We start from the raw sequence: 19338 nt of genomic DNA, 5'->3' as shown, positions 1-19338 counted from the left end.
GGATCAGCCCTTCCCAGCGCCTAAGGTGGCTGCAGAAAACAGGATTGCGGTCAATATGGGTAGGGCCACATGCGATAAGACCGCTTGACGATGTTCCACCGGTGCATCAGACCGCGTGGCTCAAAGATCAGAAAGGCCGCGATGACTCCACCCAGGAAAATATTCATCACTGCGAAAACAACGTCTCCGCTCAGGAAGGAAAAGTTCTCGACCAGTGAAGGGCCCACGATGGTGATCGTCTCCTGGGCAGTACGGATAACAAAAACGCCGATCAGCGCGCCCGTCACCGACCCCATGCCACCCACAATGATCATCGCGATGAACCATATCGAGTGGATCAGGGTGAACTGGTCAATCGCCACGAACCTGACGTAGTAAGCCCAGAGCCCTCCACCGATGCCCGCGTAAAACGCACCCAGCAAGAAGGCAAGTACCTTGGTGCGCACGACATTGATGCCCATCATTCCTGAGGCCACGTCGTCATCACGCACTGCCGCAAAAATTCGACCATGGCGGCTGCGTGCGACGCCGTAGGCGCCCGCAATCATGATGAAGGCCACTACCAGACACAGGTAGTAAATGCGGGTATCGGTGTTGAAAACGAACCCAAGGAACTGTGCTGGTTCCAGAGTGATGCCGTTAGATCCCCCCAGCCATTTGGCAGGCAGGTTGAGCACAAAAAAGTGGAACAAGATCTGCGCAGCAATCGTGGTCAAGGCAAGGTAAAAACCCTTTATGCGCATTGCGGTTAATCCAAACACCAGCCCAAAAAGCGCCGCGCACAGCCCGCCGATGGGCAAAGCCAGCCAGAAAGGCAGGTGGCCTTTCGTCGCTAGGAGCGCTGTTGCATACGCACCAACCCCCATGAACGCAGCTTGGCCCAAATTGATCTGACCCGCTAGACCAGTATTGATCTGCAGCCCCATGACCACCACTGCAGTAATCAGCATAGAGGTCATGATCGCCACCCAGCGGACCTCGCTGATCAGGGGCAGCGCAAACAGCGCGATAACAAACAGGCCCAATGCCACCGCCTGGCTGCGCGTGCGAATTAGTGCTTGGTCTTTGGCGAAAGAAGTCGCGAATACACCTGCGGGATCCATGCTCATACCCTCTCAATGGTTTTCCACCCGAACATGCCGGTGGGACGAATTAACAACACCACCAGCATGATGATGAAAGGAAAGACGGAGCCCAGCGCTCCCCCCACCAGGGGATCGAGATAGGCCGAAGCCAAACCCTGAATCACACCCACCAAAACACCGGCGATCAGCAACCCTGCGAGGGACTCCAACCCAGCCAGCAAGGCCACCGGCAAAGCAGCCAGGCCGATGTCGGAGCTCATCATGTTGATGGAGCGGCCACTCAAATGCACTATCGCCCCCAGTGTGGAAAGCACGGATCCCAGCACCCACGCAAAGGCAATGGAACGCTGCACCGAGATGCCCATGGACATGGCCACCTGGTGGTCTTCCGCCACGGCCGTCATGGTCAAACCAGCCCTTGTCCGGTTGAAAAACCAGGAGAGACCAACGCCGATGAAGATGGTCATAATTCCACCGTAGAGCATCGAACGGGAGACGATGAGATCGCCAACGATGATCGGATCCAGAGGAAAGATGATCGGAAAAGCACGCACCTGTGGGCCAAAAAGCACCAACACAACGCCTCGGATCAGAATCAAGAGACCGATCGTCACCATGACCATCGAGAAGACAGACTCTCCAACCAGACGGGCAAAAAATATCCGCTCAATCATGAAACCAAAAATTGCAGCACTAACGAATGCCACGGGCAATCCGACCCACAGCGGTAGACCCATCTGAATAATCGTCCACCACACCATGTAGCCGCCAAAGACCACCAACTCACCTTGTGCAAAGTTGAACACCTTTGACGCGCGATAGATCACGACGAACCCCATGGCGATCAACGCATACAGAAGCCCTGACAGCGCACCGTTTATCAGGTAATTAATAAAATCGATCATTTCCGTCCTCTGCTTCGGGCTGCGCCCAGGTGGTCTGACCCTGCGGCGTCCGTGTCATGGATGGACACCAGAGCCTCGAAATTGCCGCGCCGACCGTCCTGGTAGGTCACAGGAATATCGATACGCACGGCGTGCGAGCCGTCATATAAACCGTTGATCAGCGTGGCGTATCGCACCTCCAGGAATTCGCGCCGCAGCTTTCTCGAACGTGTTAGCTCGCCCTCGTCCGGATCAAGCTCTTTCGGAAAATTGGCGAATCGCTTGACTCGCGCATGCGCCGGCAAAAACTGGTTCACGCGGGCAATTTCCTGGCCGATCAACTCGGCGATCTCTGGCCGCTGTGACAGATCGGTGAAGGTTGAGAATCCGATCCGCTTGTCTTCTGCCCACCGCGACAGAACAGACATGTCGATATTGATGAGAGCGGCCACGAAGTCCCTTGTCTCGTCTCCCACCGTCATGATGTCCTTGATGAAGGGACTGAACCGAAGGCGTGTCTCGACGAACTGCGGCGGGAAGGTTTCGCCGCTGCGCAAGCGCTTCAAGTCCGACAACCGCTCCAGGAACACGAGCTCGCCTAGCTCCGTTTTCGTTACGGCATCGCCCGTGTAGAACCAGCCATCTTTCACCTTAGACTCTACGGAGCTCTCTCTGCGGTAGTAGCCCAGAAACGGGCTTCCGCCACGGATCTGCAGTTCGCCGTCCGCACTCAAGCGCCATTCCAATGGTGGGCCCGCCTCTGGATGCGCCTTCATCCAGTGTCCTACGGTCTCCAGATCAAATCGGTCACCCTGGTGGCATGTCAGCAACCCGGTTTCGGTGGAGCCATAGATGTTGCGCAGCGGTATACCCATGGCATGGAACATGCGAAACACATCTGGTGCCATGGTGGCACCACCGCAGCTGGCACAGCGCAGCCGGGTCAGGCCGAGCAGATCTCGCAACGGGCGCAGAACCAGTGCATTGGCGATAGGAAACAGCAACCGGTCCAGCAGGCCAACGGGTTTTCCATCCAAGCGCCCCACATTGACGGTGTGACCGATCTTCATGCCCCACTCGTAGACACCTCGTCGAATGGGTCCTGCGTCGAGCATGTGCGCCTGCACAGAGGACGCCATGCTTTCCCACTGGCGCGGAGCAAATGTCATACCTTCCACTGCCAATTCCCGAATGTTGGACAACACCTGCTCCGGGCCCTCAGGGAAGTTCACTACCATGGGCAATCCCAATCCCATGGTGATGCCATATATTTGTTCAGTGGCCCAGGATGGCGCGATGTAACTCAGGTATTCCATACCCGGCCTCACATCCATGGAATCGATCAAGCGCTGCGCGTTGTCGATTAAGAAGCGATGCGTGAGGATGACGCCCTTAGGCTGCCCCGTCGTGCCGGAAGTGTAAGAAAGAACCGCTATGTCATCGGGGGCTCCCGCATCCACTAGCGCGTCGTAAATCTTTCCGTTACGTTGATGGATTTCACGCCCTTGCCGCTGCATGCCATCGAAGGTATGCAGGATGGGGTCGTTATACGACCACATCCCCGTTTCGTCCCAATACACAATGTGGCGCATCTTCAAAGTCTTGTTCCGGACATCCAGGCCCTTGTCAACCTGTTCTTGGTCCTGCGCGAACAAGATGACTGCTTCGCTGTCGTCCAGAAGATAAGCCACCTCCTCCGAAGTGAGGTCCGGGTACATGGATACAACTTTGCATCCCAGTGCATGCGCGGCATACTCGGCCCAGTAATGCTGTGGCTCATTCTCACCAATGATGGCAATGGTCTCGCCCGCTTTGACGCCCGCTTGGTGCATGCCCAGCGCAATCTCTCGAACGTTGCGCTGCACATCCGCAAAGCTGTACTCCCGCCAAATTCCGCGCTGCTTATGGCGCTGGGAAAGACGGCTGGGATTGGCATGCGCATGCTTGCGCAGCAACTGGGGAAGAGTCGCGATTTCGAGTTTCATTGGACGCCCTCTCCAAGGTAGGCTTTAAGCACAGCGGGATTAGCCTGGATTTCCTTGGGCGTTCCATCGGCGATCTTGCGTCCAAAGTCCAGCACAGCGATGCGGTCAGCTAGGTCCATCACCACACCCATGTCGTGCTCCACCAAAACAATAGGAATGCGCTTTGCCTCGCGCACATCCAGAATGAAACGTGCCAGGTCTTCCTTCTCTTCCGTATTCATACCGGCCATAGGCTCATCCATCAGCAGAATCTTCGGGTCTTGGGCCAGTGCGCGCCCCAAGTCCACGCGCTTGCGAAGCCCATAACCGAGGCTGCCCACCGGCACATGCCGGATGGATTCAATTTCAAGAAACTCAATGATTTCTTCCACTACCTCCCGATGCAAAACTTCTTCGCGCTTTGCCGGGCCGAAATGGAAAAACGACTGCACGAGATTGGCCCGCATGTGCATGTGGCGCCCCACCATCAGGTTCTCGATAACGGTCATGCCCGAAAAAATGTGCGTACCTTGAAAAGTGCGCGCCAGGCCCTGTGCCGCCACGTCGTGAACCGCCATGTCGCGCACGTTGCGCCCGGCCAGGGATATCTCGCCTTTCTTGGGGCGGTAGAACCCGCTCAGGCAGTTCATCAGAGAAGACTTTCCCGCTCCGTTCGGCCCGATGATTGCCAGCAGCTCGTCCTTGCGCACATCAATCGAAACATCATTCAGCGCCACAACTCCACCGAACTGCAGCAGCAGATTCTGGGCTGTCAGCACCACGCCTTCCCGCTGGCTTTGAATGGCTGCATTCATTGGCACCTCCACTCTGAATTCTTGGCTTTGTCCATCGAATTTCCTTCATAAGACCTTTGCAGGGTCTACGCATCCATTTGCGGGAATGCTCGCAGCGATCAATGGACCACGACTAACAACGGACACCCGCATCCAGGCTGATCGTGGTGGCATTCAAATAGGCGTTTTCCACAACGTGCCGAACCAGTCCACCGAACTCTTGTGCCTGCCCCATGCGATGAGGAAAGAGGATGACGTTGTCAATAATGTTTTGCGACACCTTCGTTGGCATGCCTGCAGACATGGCGGTCTCAAACAGACCAGGCGCCACGGCCACCACTCGGATTCCGTGTTGCGCAAGATCCCGCGCCACCGGAAGCGTCATTCCAATGACCGCCGCTTTGCTGGCGCTATATGCGGCCTGGCCCACTTGACCCTGCCACGCAGCACCAGATGACGTGTTCACGATGACCCCCCGTTCACCGTCGACATTGGGCTCGTTCTGCGACATGGCCAACGACGCATAGCGCACCACGTTGAAGGTCCCGGTCAGGTTGATGGCGATCACCCGGTTCCAAAGATCCATCGGGAATAACTCGCCCTTTGAAAGCGTCTTGCAGGGACCCAGAATTCCCGCGCAATTTACCGCCACATGCAGCGCACCAAATTCCGCCACTGCCGCGTCTACGCCAGCCTTCACACTGGCCTCGTCCGAAACATCAACCTTCTGGATTCGCACGCGCTCGCCCATCGGCAGCACCTCGCTCGCAAGGCGCTCTTCGTCCAGATCAACCGCCATGACGCTCGCTCCGGCCGCAAGCAATGCCTTGCAAGTGGCGAGCCCCAGGCCTGAAGCAGCTCCTGTGACGAAGGCAATGGTATTTTTGACATCCATACTATTTCTCTTGTCTCTTATTGAGTGCAGCGCTCAGCGCGCCAAGATGGTGATACAGGCAACAGCTTCTTCAATGCCCTCAAGACCGCCACCGTTTTCTGCCAGCGCAATCCTTGCGTCAGTCACCTGCCGCAGTCCGGCTTCCCCGCGAAGCTGAGTTACCAACTCATGGACTTGGGCAATACCGGTGGCCCCAACAGGGTGCCCCTTAGACTCCAGGCCGCCGGACGGATTAACGGGAATGCGGCCACCAATCCGGGTATCACCCCGCTCGGCAATCACACCGCCCATGCCGAACTCACAGAAACCGAGGTTTTCTGTCTGAATGATTTCACCCATGGCCGTGGCATCGTGCACCTCGGCCACCGAGATATCTGCTGGGCCAACACCCGCCAGCTCATACGCCTTGCGCGAAGCCAAAGCCGTGCAGTGGTTGGTGTAGTCGTCCTCGCTCCGGTCAGAACCGCTTTGCACCACGGCCGCCAACACCTTGATGGCACGTTTTTCATCGATGTTGAGGCGTTTGAGCGCCGAGCGTGTGCACAGGACGGCCGCTGCTGCGCCGTCAGACACAGGAGAGCACATGGGCAGGGTCAAGGGATAGGTGATCGGCGGCGCAGCAAGCACTTCCTCGATGCTGTAGGCCATCTGGTACTGCGACAGCGGGTTGTGCATGGAATGCGCATGGTTCTTGGACGACACGGCAGCCAACTGGCGCTGCGTCGTCCCGAAGGTGCGCATGTGCGATCGTGCAAACGCGGCATACACGTCCATGAAAACGCTGTACGGCCTGGGTGAGGTACTCCCCTCAGGCACAGCCACGTCGCGTCCCATCTTCATCAGCTCCGCACGGATCTCTTCTGCACGCGAGAGATCCCAGGCACTGTCAAACACCGAGAACATCTTGAGCTTGTCGGTTGAGAACATCTTCTCTGCACCAACGGCCAAAGCGACATCGCCAGCACCCGACTTGAGGTGATTGCAGGCTAGAACGAACGCCGACGAGCCGCTTGCACAAGCGTTTTCGACGTTCACCACCGGAATGCGCCCGATGCCCATTGCCCGTAGCGCAATTTGCCCACGAATCATGTGCTGGCCATCCATATGCCCTTGGGAAGTGTTGCCAAAAAAGGCGGCTTCCAGGTCTTCCTCTTGCAAACCCGCATCCGCCAAAGCAGCTGCAGTGGCCTCACGCGTGAGCGCCTTAATGTCCTTGTCCAGATGCCGACCAAAGGGCGTCATACCGACACCGACCACATAGATATCTTCCATCTTTCTTCTCCTTGGCAGGTTTCATGCAATCCATGCAACCAAAAAATTACTCTATATAAAGTTGTTTTACTTTAAAGTAAAATTAAAAAAAATTTGCTAGGGAAATCCCTTGGCAATCACATTCGCTGCTCAGCGCAGCGGCAGGAATCGCATGCCCCGCATGGTCTCAATATCGCCCTGCGCAGTCACGCCGTACAGGCCACGGGCCACGTTGTGGGGATGAGAGGCGGCTTCGGCCATGTTGAGCACCGGCGCGAAGCAACTGTCAGTGCCCTCCATCAGTGCATTCCAGTGCACACTGGGTTGCGAAGCAAAGCGCTGCGCGATCCGCGCCTTGAGAGACGGCCACGAAGACTTGTCCATCTGCTGCGCGGGATCCACATCCGTCAGCTCCAACTGCTTCAACAGCAAGGCATAGAACGGGGGCTCGATCGCACCGACCGTGATGTATCGGCCGTCGCTGCACAAGTAACGGTCGTAGAAGGGCGAGTCATGGAAGACACTGGGTTCACTGCCGTCCACGCCACCGCCTTGGCGAATCAGCTGCACAAGCGGCGACAGCATGGCCAACACATCCACGATGGCGCCGTCGACTACGCAACCCTGCCCAGTATTCCGGGCGCCAAGCAACGCCGACACCATTCCAAACCCGAGCCCAAGCGCACCGGCAGCATCCCCGACCACCGTAGGCGGAAGCATGGGGGGGTGTCCCGGCTGCTCGGTGAGCGACATCAGCCCCGTAAGAGCGACATAGTTCATGTCGTGCCCGGCTGCCTGGGCCAGCGGCCCATCCTGCCCCCAGCCTGTCATGCGTCCATACACAAGCCGCGGGTTGCGTTCACCGCATACATCGGGGCCCAGACCCAAGCGCTCCATCACACCCGGGCGGTTGCCTTCAATCACTCCGTCGCTTTGCGCGACCAACTCCAGCGCCTGCGCCTTGTCCTCCGCCCGCTTGAGATTTAACGTGACGCGCCGTTTACCACGAGACAAGAGCGCCCCGTCTTTCGGCGTTAGCTCGTCAGGCAGTGAGCCCGCACCGGGCCGCCCAACCACGGTCACGTCCGCACCCATTTGCATCAGCATGAACCCCGCCAAGGGCCCTGGGCCAATTCCCTCGAACTCAACGATCTTGATTCCAAGAAGCGGAGGCATTGGCGATCGCGTCTGAGTTTTCATCAAAAAATTCCACAAATTTAATTTTTTACTCTAAATTAAAATAATTGACTTGATAGTAATGGAAAACCCCATACCCACGAAAACCGAGGCAAAAGCAGAATCGACCCATGAACACACAAGTCACCAATGAAAGACAGATGTCGACGCCGGTTGTTATTTCAGAGGTCCGAAAAGGCAGCATGTGGATCCGCCTGAACCGGCCTGAGGCAATGAACTCACTGACCCCAGAGGTACTTCGAGGGATAGACCAGGCACTCAACGAAGCACAGAACCGGGCGGACGTGAGGTCCGTCGTCTTGACGGGCACTGGCCGGGCCTTCTGCGCAGGCGCCGACCTAAAGTACGTCAAGACACAAACGGGCGAAACTGGCACCATCGGCTTTCTGGACAGCGTTCTGGTCACCATGAACCGCATCGATCGCTTTCCAAAACCCGTGATCGCAGCCCTGAACGGCATCACCCTGGCGGGCGGACTAGAACTGGTGCTCTGCTGTGACCTCGTGCTGGCGGCACGCAGTGCCAAGATTGGCGACGCGCACGCCAACTACGGTCTACTCCCAGGCGGTGGAGGCTCGGTGCGCCTGCCACGAGTTATTGGCCCCACGCGCGCCAAGTACCTTCTATTCACGGGTGACTTCGTGGACGCAGCAGAACTGGTGGAGGCGGGCCTCGTCAACCAGGTGGTGGACGACGACCAACTCGAAAGCGCGACGCAGGCTGTGGCTGACAAGATCGCCAGCAAGAGCCCTCTGGGCCTGCGCCGCATGAAAGCGCTGATCGACGATGGCTTGCAACAGCCCCTGGACACTGCCTTACGGCTGGAGTTGCTGGCATCCGAAGTGCATGCACATAGCGCCGATCTCCACGAAGGCCTGGCCGCCTTCAACGAGAAGCGCGCCCCGCGCTTCACGGGCCACTGAGCCGGCAACGCCATGCGTACGTCCCCGACCACCAACCGATTCGAAGCGCTGCGCGCTTCGCAGCAATTCGCCTACGACCGCGCCCCCTCCATCCGCGCGGTCTATGAGCTTGCGACAATGACACCGCAAGATCTCCAAGGCCCGGCCGACCTCGCGCGACTCGCCGTCACAAGCAAGGATGCACTGCTTGAGAAGCAGCGCCAGTCACCGCCATTCGGTGGGTTTCTGGCGGCCGACGACGCATCCATCCGTCGGGTCTTTGTCTCACCGGGCCCCGTCTACGAACCCCAGTTGTTCGACGACGACACTGGCCACGGTTTTTCGCATGCATTCCGTCAGGCAGGCATCGGCCCGGGTGACCGCGTTCTCAACACATGGTCCTACCATCTTGTGCCAGCCGGCCTTTTGCTGGATGCGGGCATTGCCGCTACCGGAGCAACGCTCATCCCCTGCGGACCCGGCGGCGCCGAACAACAGGCGCAGCTCATCATGGAACTGGGCATCACCTGCATTTGCGCCTCCACATCCTTCTTCGTGACCTTGGTCGAAACGCTTGAGCGCATGGGCTACGACCTGCCTTCTCAATGGAAGGTCCGCTCCGCAATGCTGGGGGGCGAACTGGGTGACTGGATGGGCAAGCGCCGCAGGCTGGAGGAGAAGTACGCCATCCGCACGTTCTCAGCCTACGCCACCGGCGACTTCGGGCTGATTGCCTACGAGGAACCAGGACAAGTGGGCTACACGGTTCAGCCTGACCGGCTTGTCCAGATCTGCGACCCCCGCACCGGCGCTCCCCTTCCCCTGGGCGAACCAGGTCAAATAGTGGTCACCACGCTGGACAGCGGCTGGCCCCTGGTCCGCTTTGGCACAGGCGATGTGGCGCAAGCGCTGACCCATTCACCGGATGGTCTCGTCGAACGCATCAGCATGTTGCAAGGCCGAGTGGGCCAAGGTGTCAAAGTGCGCGAAATTTTCATCTATCCACGCAACGTGGAAGAACTGCTCATCCGGCTCCCTGCTATCGAACGTGCCCAGGTCATCGTTGGAAAACAACAGCATCGGGAAACCGCGACCTTGCGCGCAGTACTGACGCCAGGGGCCTCTCAGGACGCCACACAAAGTGACTTGATGGAAGTATTCAGGCAACTGACCCGCCTGAAGCTCGACTCAGTCGAGTGGCTAGTCCAGGAAGATATGCCCACTGACGCCCCCTTGTTGGTTGACAACAAGCATTGAAATCCTAAAAAGCGTTTGGTCTGATGCACCAGGTGGCTACACCGTCGCTCACCCCATGAAACGATAGTAATGATTGATCCCGCAGCCAATGCACTGACCTACCCATTCGAGCCACCAACACCACGCCACTGGGTCGAGGTCGCCCCTGGTGTGCGCTGGATCCGGCTGTCCATGCCATTCCGGCTCGACCACATCAATGTATGGGCCATAGACACCCATGATGGCTGGGTACTGGTAGATACCGGCCTGAACACCCCCGACACCGTTGCCGACTGGCTGGCCCTCATGGCGCAGGGGCCGCTGGCACGGCCGCTCCAAGGCGTGTACGCCACACACATGCACCCCGACCACATCGGCCTAGCTGGTTGGTTCACGCGTCGCGTTGGTGTGCCGCTGCACATGAGCCGCCTGGAATACCTGACCTGCCGCGTGATGCATGCCGACACTAACCGCGAGGCCCCGCCCGACGGCGTGCTCTTCAATAGGCGCGCCGGCTGGTCGGAGGCAGCCATTGAAAGCTACCGCAGCCGATTCGGCAGCTTTGGCAAACATATCCACGCTCTGCCCGAGAGCTACCGACGCTTGCAGGACGGCGATCACGTCCAGTTGGGTAAGCATGACTGGCGGATCATCACCACCGGCGGCCACTCACCAGAACATGCTTCTCTGTACTGCCCCGATTTGAAGCTACTGATCGCCGGCGATCAGGTACTGCCGAAGATTTCGTCGAATGTGTCGGTGTTCGCCAGCGAGCCACAGGCCAATCCGCTGAAGGAGTGGTATGGGGCGCTCGACAAGCTGATGAGGGATGTTCCCAACGATGTGTTGGTCCTCCCCTCTCACAACGAGCCCTTTTATGGACTGCATGAACGCCTTGAATCGCTCAGGTTGGGTCAAAATAGTGCTCTGGAGCGGCTGCGTCAGTCACTGTCTACCGGACCTCAACGGATCGTCGATGCGTTCGCTGCCCTCTTTAAGCGCGCCATCGGAGAGCAGGATCCGCAGCAACTGAGCCTGGCAACAGGTGAGGCCGTTGCTTGCATGAACTTTCTCATTGCACAGGGCACCGTAGAGTTCATGATGGACGAAAACGGGGTCGCGTGGCACTCAAAAAAGCTTGAAGGCGCTGTCGCCGAGGTCAAACGTTCTCCACGTGCCAACTTTGACTGACCCCGTCTCGATGGGGCGATAGCTATGGCGTCTGCTCTGAAGTCACCCTGCAATCCGCATGAATGCTGAGGCTTCTTGTGTATGCTCATCTCACGCTCACTGGGCGTACATCATGCTTAGCATGCATCGGCGTTCATCGCAGTCGCCAGGAGGCTGCTCGTAAACGGCCGCTATGAACCGCCCCGGGATTTAGGAACTCGTTTGGAGTCCGTTCAATGACTGCTTCGTGGCGAGTAGCGTGAGTCCGGCCACCGGTTGCCACCGTCCGCAACCGCTGCAGAGCCGACTCGAGCGCGGGAGCTCCCTCACGCTTAGGCCCGTGCCACAGGCACATCCTCCCACCGCGTCGTGTACTGCGGCGTGCGCCTCTCCTGCTTCATCCCCCAGCCCTTGCCCTTGTTGGTGCCGCCCGTGGCACCTGAGTGCACGGTGCCTTTGCCATAGCGCTGGTTGAGCGCATCCAGCGCCGCCATCAGCTGGGTTCGGTCCCGGTGGTCTTCATCCTCCAGATCCAGCTCGCCCTGCAGCACATTGCCCGGCACCAGGTCCAGCAGCATCACCCCGGCCTTGGCCATCTTGTAGCCAGGCTCGTACATGCGGCGCATGCCAGCAACAGCCGCCCACACCAGCTTGCCGGTGTCCGCCGTAGGCCGGCGCAGGGGCACCACCACAGACTTGTTAAAGCGCGGGCCTGGGCGGAAGGGGGATGTGTGGCTGAACACCAGCAGCTGGCTGGCCAAGCTGCCCTGCTTGCGCAGCTTCTCCGCCGCGCGGCTGGCGAACTCGCTCACGGCCTCCACCAGCGGCGGCAGCTCGGTCACCGCCTGGCCGAATGACCGGGTGCAGGCGATTTCCCTCTTGGGCTCGGGCGCATCATCCAGCTCTATGCACTGCATGCCCTGCAACTCCCGCACGGTGCGCTCCAGCACCACGCCCCAGCGCCTGCGCACCATAGCCGGGTCCAGCCGAGCCAGGTCCAGCACCGTCTGCACCCCGCACTGATGCAGCTGCGCGCCGATCTTGCGGCCCACGCCCCAGACTTCTTCCACCAGCGTGCTGGCCAACACATCGTCCAAGTCCTGGGCGGGAAGGGCGGTCAGGTTGCACACCTGGGCCAGCTCTGCGGGATAGCTCCCCGGTTTGCGCTCGGCCGTCTTGGCGATGTGGTTGGCCAGCTTTGCCAGCGTCTTGGTGTGACCGATTCCGATCCCGCAAGGTATGCCAGCCCATTGGTGGATGCGCGCACGGATGGCGTGGCTGCGGGTGGTCAGGTCGCCGCGCATGCCCTGCAGGCCGATGAACGACTCATCGATGCTGTAGATCTCCTGTGAGGGGCCCAGACCCGCCGCGAGGCTCATCATCCGATTGCTCATGTCGCCGTACAGCGTGAAGTTGGCACTCAAGGCCACCAGGCCGTGGGTCTCTTCCATATGCCGTATCTGGAACCACGGCGCCCCCATCTTGATTCCCAGGGCTTTGGCCTCATTGCTGCGGGCGATGGCGCAGCCGTCGTTGTTGCTCAGCACCACCACCGGGCGGCCGTTCAGGCTGGGGCGGAACACCCGCTCGCAGCTCACGTAAAAATTGTTGCCATCCACCAGCGCATACATGCTGGCCTCCGTCCATCAGATCAGGTGAGAAACAGCTTCACGCAACCACTCACCACGCCCCACACCTCAATGGTCTGGCTGTCGCGGGGGATGATGTCGGGATAGGTTGGGTTGGCCGCGCGCAGCTTGATCCGGCCGGCACGCTGGTGCAGATACTTCACGGTGCATTCGCCGTCCACAATGGCCACGACGATGCTGTTGTGCTTGGGCTTGATCGCCCGGTCCACTGCGATGATGCTGCCGTCCTCAATGCCCGCGTCCCTCATCGAGTCGCCACGCACGCGCCAGAAGTAGGTGGCCTGGGGATGCTTCACCAGCAGCTGCATGATGTCCAGCCGCTCCACCACGAAATCGTCAGCTGGCGATGGAAACCCCGCGCGCACGCTCACCCCGCACAAGGGCAAGGCCAGCGACTGCGCCGCCGTGTCGTACGGCACGGGTAGCGGGGAGTTCCAAAGACTGTACATATTTACAGTATAGCTCCCTGCTGCCAGAATGTTGCCATGTGTACCTACTACGAGGTCCCGGGCCGCGAGCAGCTGGTGCTGCACTTTGGCGACGTACCCGAAGAGGAATGGCGCGACAAGATGAGTCCGCTGTACCGAGGGCCGTTCCTGCGGGCAAAGGGGGCGGTAGGGCGCGAGCTGGTGGTGGGCCAGTGGGGCATGATCCCGCCGCACTCCAAAACACACATCCCCACCGGCAAGGACGGCAAGCGCCTGAGCACCGTCAACGCTCGGCGCGAAGGGATGGCCAAGTCATGGACCTACGGCGGTCCTTGGCGCAAGGGGCAGCGCTGCATCATCCCCGCCCAGTTGTATGTCGAACCCTACTGGGGGACCAAGAAGCACATCCCCTGGCAGTTCGAGCGGGCCGATGGCGAGCCCTGGGGCCTGGCGGGCCTGTGGAGCGAGTGGACCGACCCGGCCACGGGTGAGGTGCTGCCCAGCTACACCATGATCACGCAGAACTGCGACGACGTGCCGGTTCTCAACCTGATGCACCGGCCTGACCCCAAGCGCGCGCCCGACAAGCAGGACAAGCGCACGGTGGTGCCGCTGGAAAAGGGGGATTGGGATACCTGGCTGCACGGCACCATCGAGCAGGCAGAGGCGCTGATCAAAGTGCCGCCGCTGGAGCTGTTTGTGCATCGGGCGAAGGACCCGGCACAGCAAGTCGAGTTACCTGTTGAGTCAGCATGACGCATGCGTGCAACAGCCGGTACTTGCGCCGACTGGACGCAGCAATATAAATTATTGGGTGTCCGGGCTAACGCGAACCCGGCCGCGTCCGGGTTACCTGGCGCATAGCCGAGTGGTGCGATGCCCCGGCGCCCGACCTGTCCGGCTATCGGCAACGGGAGTAGCTTCAACACTACCCCTGGTGCCAGATGAACAAGATAGCCAAACTCCGTATCCAGTCCGCGCTCATCCAACAATGCCGTTGTTTCTACTGCGGTTTGGCAATGATCGAACCTGCGTTGCCTGAGTTCACGCCCAAAGAACTCAAGCCTAAATTCCAAAAGTACCTTCGTTGCACGGCTGAGCATCTAACTGCTCGCCAGGATCAAGGGCGCGATTCCGCACAAAACATCGTTGCTGCATGTTGGTGGTGCAACACTCGGCGACACAAAGGGCGTGAGGAGAATGCGCCAAATCCACAGAAATATCGGCAACGGGTGCAAAGCTTGATGAAAAAGGGCCGTTGGCACCCAGTTAGCGCGATAGCTGCCGCTTTCCGAGCCAACGCCTACGGAGTGGGCGAGCCTTCAAAACCAAGGGCAAGCGTGACTTCAGCAAAACTGACGAACCTGCAGGCGTTCCCGCAAGGCGGCTTGTGAATGCCTGCGTATCTGGCAGACCAACTGTTTGAGTTGGATTAAAGCAGTTGCGGGACTTCCATGGCGGTGGCACTTCGCGCGGTGCGGGTGCTGCTGCCATGGGAAGTATTAATTGAATCGCAGGGGCGGGCAGGCAGATCGGGCTCCCTTTGGGGGGCCCTCTCTGTTAGTGGACTCCATCTCTGCAAGCAGCTGTAAAACCCTGCGGGATCCGAGCATTCGGGCCAGAAGCGAGAGGTGAACGGTGCTCCAATCGGGCTCCGTCAAATTCGACTCGAATGCCTCTTCTGTGAATCGCTTCCTCTCTTGGCCAGGCCGTGTGCGCCTGGCAGCTGTGCTGGCCCTGTCTCTCGTCAGCGTTGCTCTCCCGAATCTTTCCTGGGCGCGGTCTCCGCAGTTCGACAGCACAGCCCTGCTCACACCCGAGCCCAGCTCCTTTGCGCAGTGTCCGCAGTTCTTTGCGAACGGCGCGCCACCCGCCATCACGCCCCGGCCGCAGCTGCGCGAGCTTTGCTATGAAGCCTTTGCGGTCCTGCACTCTGGCGCCACAAAGACACCGGTGTTTGTGGCCCAGCGGTTGAACCGCAGGCTCATCGAGGATGCCGATGAGAAGCGGGCCAAGCGGTTCTTTGCAGATGCGCGACTCCCGAGTGGCGAGCGGGCGGAGCTGGAGGATTACAAAAACTCAGGCTATAGCCGTGGGCACATGGCCCCTGCAGGAGATATGCCAACGCCAACGGCCATGGCGCAAAGCTTCAGCTTGGCGAACATGGTTCCCCAAAACGCTCAGCACAACGGGGGCGCCTGGAACAAGATCGAGCAGGACACGCGGCACTATGTGAAGCGGGCCAAGGGAGATGTGTTTGTGATCACGGGGCCGGTGTTCACGGATGCGGGGCCACGTATTGGGGCCAATGGGGTGAAGGTGCCGACCTATCTGTACAAGCTGGTCTATGACGCCACGACCAACAAGGCCTGGGCGCATTGGCAGGAGAATCGCGAGGGCGAGACGGTGGGGCGGCCGATCAGCTACCAGGAGCTGGTGAAGAGAACCGGAGTGGAGTTTTTGCCAAGAAGTGCACTGCAGCATTGAGTGGTAGCAAGAGCCGTGTCAGGGGCGGCGGTATAAATCGGTCCTTTCCAACCTCTACACGCGAGCATCCATGAACCGCGCAGAACTCGTTGAAATCCTGGCTTCCAAGAATGATCTGTCCAAGGCCGCAGCCAATGCGGTGCTGGAAACGCTGATCGACACCATCCAGACCGCCGTCAAGAAGGGCGACGCCGTTCAGCTGGTGGGCTTTGGCACCTTCAAGTCCGCCAAGCGTGCAGCACGCACGGGCAAGAACCCATCGACTGGTGCTGCGCTCAAGATCCCTGCGAGCACGGTGCCGAAGTTTGTGGCGGGTGCGAAGTTCAAGGCGGTGGTGGACCCCAAGGCTGCCAAGCGCAAGGCGGACAAGGCTGGGAAGTAAGTACAGCGTTCTCGGTCGCTACCAAAACAAACCGCCACAGGCTCTTGCCGCTGGCGGTTTTGTTTTTGGGGGGCGCAGAAGGATTGCGACACCGGCTGTGCACCAGATACACCAAGGTGCGCTACCGGGGGCTGAAGAAGAACACGCTGCAGCTCAAGACGCTGTTTGCGCTGTCCAATCTGTGGATGGTGCGCCACCAATTGCTGGGGGCGCAGGGATGAGTGCGCCTGAAAACAGGCAAGGGGCCGCGAAAGCGGTGCAAGCGCCCCGAAATGGGGCCGCAAAACAAGGCTCAAGTGCTGCCAAAACGGCATCCATCGCCTCATCTGAAAACATCGGACTTGTAGCACTCACGAATCCGAGTTATTCAGGACATCCTTAGAGCAACGCGATCCATTCGACGTTGAGAACACCAGAGTACCCCATGGTTGAAGTATTTGAGCAATTCTTCTTGGGAAAAATTTCAAAAATACCGTTGACACATTCCATAACGCCATGCGGCATCGCCATGGCCACGCAGCAGGCCACACCCGCCACACACAGCAGCAACTGCGCATGCAACGGGCGCAGTCCAAACGGGCGGCTGCGGTTAAGCCGCAACGGCAAGGGCGCGGCACCCGACGCGACCGGTGTCATCGCAACCGATGCTGCATCAATCTGCACCATGGGTGCGCGCTGGCGCATGCGCAGTGCCAGCAGCAGCATGCCCACGCCACACACCAGCCCCAGCAGCACATAGGTGTGGCGCCAGCCGATCAGCTCGATACCGTGCTGCACGATGGGCGGCCACAGCGCGCCCGCAATGTAGTTGCCGCTGGCGCAGATCGCCACCGCAATGCCGCGCCGCTTGTTCCACCACAGCGCGGTGTCGGCCATCAGCGGCGCAAACGTGGCCGATGCACCAATCAGCCCCATCAACCCATGGGCCAGCCCAAACCCCCAAATGCTGCCCGACAGCCCCGCCCACACAAAGCCGCCACACACCGCCACCGCCCCCAGGCACAGCACCGGCATCAGCCCATGCCGGTCGGCCATGCGCCCGGTCCAGATGCCGCCCAGCCCCAGGCACACCATCATCATCGTGTAGGGCAGCGACGCATCGGCACGGCCCACGCCAAACTCGGCCTGCACGGCGGGCAGCACCACCGACACCACATACATGCTGCTGTTACCCAGGACGACGAGCCCCAGCGTGGTCAGCAGGCGCCACGCGGCCTGGCGGGAGTCGATGAGGGGTGCGGGGGCGACGGCCGCGAAGGGTGAAGAGGCGCTCGGCATGCGGGGCAATTTACCTGACGGCACCGCAGAGCCTTGCAGGGCCGTGCCAGTGCTCGCAGGTCGCAAGTCGCAAGAATGAGTTTGGTCGATTGATATGATTTTTATAGCATTTAGAGATTACTAGATAAGCGCAAGATTTCAATTTCGTTTCACCCTCTGACCTGCCGCGCTAACGATTGAGCGATTCGACTTCCATCCATGTCCACATCTCCCATCCTCGGCCTAAGTCACCTCACCTTCATCGTCCGCGATGTAGACCGCACTGCCCGCCTGTTCTGCGAAGCCCTGGGCGCACAAGAGGTGTACGACAGCCAGGGCCGCAACTTCTCCCTCTCGCGTGAAAAGTTTGTGCTTCTGGGTGGGCTGTGGCTGGCGTTCATGGAAGGCGAGCCACCATCAGAGCGCAGCTATCGCCATGTCGCCTTTGCCGTGGCCGACGAAGACTTGCCCACCTGCGAGGCGCGGCTGAGGGCGCTGGGGGCCGAGGTGAAGCCGCCCCGCCCACGGGTGGAGGGCGAGGGGCAGTCGCTGTACTTTTACGACTTTGACAACCACCTGTTTGAGCTGCACGCCGGCACGCTGGCGCAGCGGCTGGCGCGGTATGCGCAGGGGTAGGTGTGGTGTGGTGCAGCAGAGGGTTGGCTTGGGAGTGCGGTGTTCTTCGCCGCATTTTGTGCGGTGAATAACGCTGCAAAGCGAGCCAAATGCGGATGTAGAAGCGTTTATTTGCTACGCTTTTCGTAGCTGTTTGCGCTTATCCTGATTGCGCTAGAGGCCGATTTAATACTCAGACCTGCGGCAAATACTGCTCCAGCAGCACCTGCGCCGCATCGGCCTGCAACACATCCCGCCGCCGCTTCAGCGGGTCGCGGTCAGGCTGCCCCGCCATCCACCGCTTGAACGCCACAAACGTGGCCGGGTGCACCGTGTTCATGCGGGCCATGGTGCCGTTGGTGGCGACGATGACGGCAGAGAACCCCGGTGAGTCCAGCAGTACGCTGGCGCGGCGGGCCTGGGCCACCCAGAAGTCATCGTCGGCGTCGCTGAGCTTGATGGGGTGGGGGTCGTCGTCGGTGCGCTCGCGGCGGATGATGTCTACCTCAAAGCCGTCTTTGTTCACTGCGGTGTACTTTTGGCCCTGCCTGATGCGAAAGGTGGGGTCCACTTTTTTCAGCACCCCCAGCATGGAGCTGTCTACCCGGGCGAGCTGGGTGGAGAAGGTGATGCGTTTGCGGGTGTCCCACAGCAGGTCAATGTCGCGGGTGGCGAGGGCGTCGGCCTCCAGCCGCACGCCGGCGGCGGCTTCGTAGGCATACAGGGCATGGGTGCCCACCACGCGGAAGTGCTCGCTCAGGTGGGTGCTGGCCAGGCGGTTGAGCAGCGCCACCACCAGCGGGTCTACCCTGCCGACCCGAAGGGCGCGGTTCATGCGCTGTTGCTGATCTAGCGCGGCTTTCAGGCCGGTGAGCCGCTCGGCGCTGGAATGCTTTCGTTGCATGAATTTGTCGTAGATGGCCTGAGTCTCGGGCGTGCGGGGGCCGAGGCTGGTTTCGGCCCCGGCGGGCGAGGTGCGCACCAGGTATTTCGATTCGGGCGATGACGCTGGCCCCGCGTGCCAGTACATGCCGCCGCGCACCTGGGCGGCTTCTTCGGTGGCTTCGGCCAACGCATCGAACACGGCCACGGCGTCGATGTACTGGCGGGTGATGGCAGGGCTGAGTTCGAGCATTTCGGTC

At 59.9% G+C, this 19338-nt stretch carries 17 protein-coding genes and 3 pseudogenes; 9 read left to right on the top strand and 11 right to left on the bottom strand.

What is annotated here, in order from left to right:
* Nucleotides 1–50: 50 nt before the first annotated feature.
* From ACOQFS_RS13445 to ACOQFS_RS13415, 7 genes are all read right to left on the bottom strand, one after another.
* Nucleotides 51–1109: a branched-chain amino acid ABC transporter permease gene (locus ACOQFS_RS13445; RefSeq protein WP_260668949.1), complete on the bottom strand. Its 1059-nt coding sequence runs from the start codon at nucleotides 1107–1109 to the stop codon at nucleotides 51–53.
* The gene (locus ACOQFS_RS13440) at nucleotides 1106–1990 is read right to left on the bottom strand and encodes a branched-chain amino acid ABC transporter permease (RefSeq protein ID WP_056743883.1); all 885 of its coding nucleotides are present in this window, start codon (nucleotides 1988–1990) and stop codon (nucleotides 1106–1108) included. The genes ACOQFS_RS13445 and ACOQFS_RS13440 overlap by 4 nt, the downstream gene beginning before the upstream one ends.
* Nucleotides 1987–3954 carry an AMP-dependent synthetase/ligase gene (locus ACOQFS_RS13435; protein WP_421563351.1) on the bottom strand — a complete coding sequence of 656 codons (1968 nt, stop codon included), beginning with the start codon at nucleotides 3952–3954 and terminating at the stop codon, nucleotides 1987–1989. The genes ACOQFS_RS13440 and ACOQFS_RS13435 overlap by 4 nt, the downstream gene beginning before the upstream one ends.
* Entirely contained in the window at nucleotides 3951–4748 is a 798-nt protein-coding gene (locus ACOQFS_RS13430; protein WP_066788815.1) for an ABC transporter ATP-binding protein, read from the bottom strand. Before ACOQFS_RS13430 ends, ACOQFS_RS13435 begins: the two co-directional genes overlap by 4 nt.
* A gap of 112 nt (nucleotides 4749–4860) precedes the next feature.
* A complete protein-coding gene (locus ACOQFS_RS13425; RefSeq protein ID WP_056642823.1) occupies nucleotides 4861–5622 on the bottom strand; it encodes an SDR family NAD(P)-dependent oxidoreductase in 762 nt (253 codons plus the stop codon).
* Between the two features lie 33 nt (nucleotides 5623–5655).
* Complete coding sequence (locus ACOQFS_RS13420) at nucleotides 5656–6894, bottom strand: thiolase family protein (protein WP_066788812.1); 1239 nt, start codon at nucleotides 6892–6894, stop codon at nucleotides 5656–5658.
* Nucleotides 6895–7023: 129 nt separating this feature from the next.
* Complete coding sequence (locus ACOQFS_RS13415; protein ID WP_421563350.1) at nucleotides 7024–8073, bottom strand: CaiB/BaiF CoA transferase family protein; 1050 nt, start codon at nucleotides 8071–8073, stop codon at nucleotides 7024–7026.
* Between the two features lie 107 nt (nucleotides 8074–8180).
* On the opposite strand from ACOQFS_RS13415, the gene ACOQFS_RS13410 reads away from it, so the two are divergent.
* From ACOQFS_RS13410 to ACOQFS_RS13400, 3 genes are all read left to right on the top strand, one after another.
* Nucleotides 8181–8993, top strand: a complete 813-nt coding sequence (locus ACOQFS_RS13410; RefSeq protein WP_304305519.1) for an enoyl-CoA hydratase/isomerase family protein — start codon at nucleotides 8181–8183, stop codon at nucleotides 8991–8993.
* Nucleotides 8994–9005: 12 nt separating this feature from the next.
* Nucleotides 9006–10229 (top strand): phenylacetate--CoA ligase family protein, encoded by a 1224-nt coding sequence (locus ACOQFS_RS13405; protein WP_066788308.1) that lies wholly within the window; start codon nucleotides 9006–9008, stop codon nucleotides 10227–10229.
* Between the two features lie 69 nt (nucleotides 10230–10298).
* Nucleotides 10299–11399 (top strand): MBL fold metallo-hydrolase, encoded by a 1101-nt coding sequence (locus ACOQFS_RS13400; protein ID WP_066788307.1) that lies wholly within the window; start codon nucleotides 10299–10301, stop codon nucleotides 11397–11399.
* A 311-nt stretch (nucleotides 11400–11710) separates the two neighbouring features.
* Here the strand turns inward: ACOQFS_RS13400 and ACOQFS_RS13395 are convergent, their stop codons facing one another.
* Together ACOQFS_RS13395 and ACOQFS_RS13390 are read right to left on the bottom strand one after the other, a co-directional pair.
* Nucleotides 11711–13009, bottom strand: a complete 1299-nt coding sequence (locus ACOQFS_RS13395; RefSeq protein WP_260668950.1) for a Y-family DNA polymerase — start codon at nucleotides 13007–13009, stop codon at nucleotides 11711–11713.
* Nucleotides 13010–13029: 20 nt separating this feature from the next.
* Nucleotides 13030–13476 carry a LexA family protein gene (locus ACOQFS_RS13390; RefSeq protein WP_057228325.1) on the bottom strand — a complete coding sequence of 149 codons (447 nt, stop codon included), beginning with the start codon at nucleotides 13474–13476 and terminating at the stop codon, nucleotides 13030–13032.
* A 36-nt stretch (nucleotides 13477–13512) separates the two neighbouring features.
* Here ACOQFS_RS13390 and ACOQFS_RS13385 point away from each other — a divergent pair, with 36 nt between their 5' ends.
* The 5 genes and pseudogenes from ACOQFS_RS13385 to ACOQFS_RS13365 all read left to right on the top strand — a co-directional run.
* Nucleotides 13513–14211, top strand: a complete 699-nt coding sequence (locus ACOQFS_RS13385; protein ID WP_066786906.1) for an SOS response-associated peptidase — start codon at nucleotides 13513–13515, stop codon at nucleotides 14209–14211.
* A gap of 188 nt (nucleotides 14212–14399) precedes the next feature.
* A complete protein-coding gene (locus tag ACOQFS_RS13380; protein ID WP_082759142.1) occupies nucleotides 14400–14849 on the top strand; it encodes an HNH endonuclease in 450 nt (149 codons plus the stop codon).
* 412 nt (nucleotides 14850–15261) lie between these two features.
* Nucleotides 15262–15942: a DNA/RNA non-specific endonuclease gene (locus tag ACOQFS_RS13375; RefSeq protein WP_260669001.1), complete on the top strand. Its 681-nt coding sequence runs from the start codon at nucleotides 15262–15264 to the stop codon at nucleotides 15940–15942.
* 43 nt (nucleotides 15943–15985) lie between these two features.
* Nucleotides 15986–16324, top strand: a pseudogene (locus tag ACOQFS_RS13370) (HU family DNA-binding protein); the annotation flags it as partial.
* Between the two features lie 107 nt (nucleotides 16325–16431).
* A pseudogene (locus tag ACOQFS_RS13365) lies at nucleotides 16432–16545 on the top strand (IS5/IS1182 family transposase); the annotation flags it as partial.
* A 253-nt stretch (nucleotides 16546–16798) separates the two neighbouring features.
* Here the strand turns inward: ACOQFS_RS13365 and ACOQFS_RS13360 are convergent.
* Nucleotides 16799–17602: pseudogene (locus tag ACOQFS_RS13360) on the bottom strand (MFS transporter); the annotation flags it as partial.
* Between the two features lie 198 nt (nucleotides 17603–17800).
* Here ACOQFS_RS13360 and fosX point away from each other — a divergent pair.
* Nucleotides 17801–18217, top strand: a complete 417-nt coding sequence (gene fosX, locus ACOQFS_RS13355) for a FosX/FosE/FosI family fosfomycin resistance hydrolase (RefSeq protein WP_421563349.1) — start codon at nucleotides 17801–17803, stop codon at nucleotides 18215–18217.
* 172 nt (nucleotides 18218–18389) lie between these two features.
* Here fosX and ACOQFS_RS13350 read toward each other — a convergent pair whose 3' ends face one another.
* Nucleotides 18390–19331, bottom strand: coding sequence for a GSU2403 family nucleotidyltransferase fold protein (locus tag ACOQFS_RS13350; RefSeq protein WP_421563348.1), 942 nt, complete (start codon nucleotides 19329–19331; stop codon nucleotides 18390–18392).
* Between the last annotated feature and the right edge of the window lie 7 nt (nucleotides 19332–19338).

The organism is Paracidovorax sp. MALMAid1276, from assembly GCF_049198005.1.
In the GTDB taxonomy this organism is placed as follows: Bacteria; Pseudomonadota; Gammaproteobacteria; order Burkholderiales; family Burkholderiaceae_C; genus Acidovorax.
The sequence above is the reverse complement of the archived record's forward strand: the minus strand, read 5'-3'. Positions and strand labels throughout refer to the sequence as shown.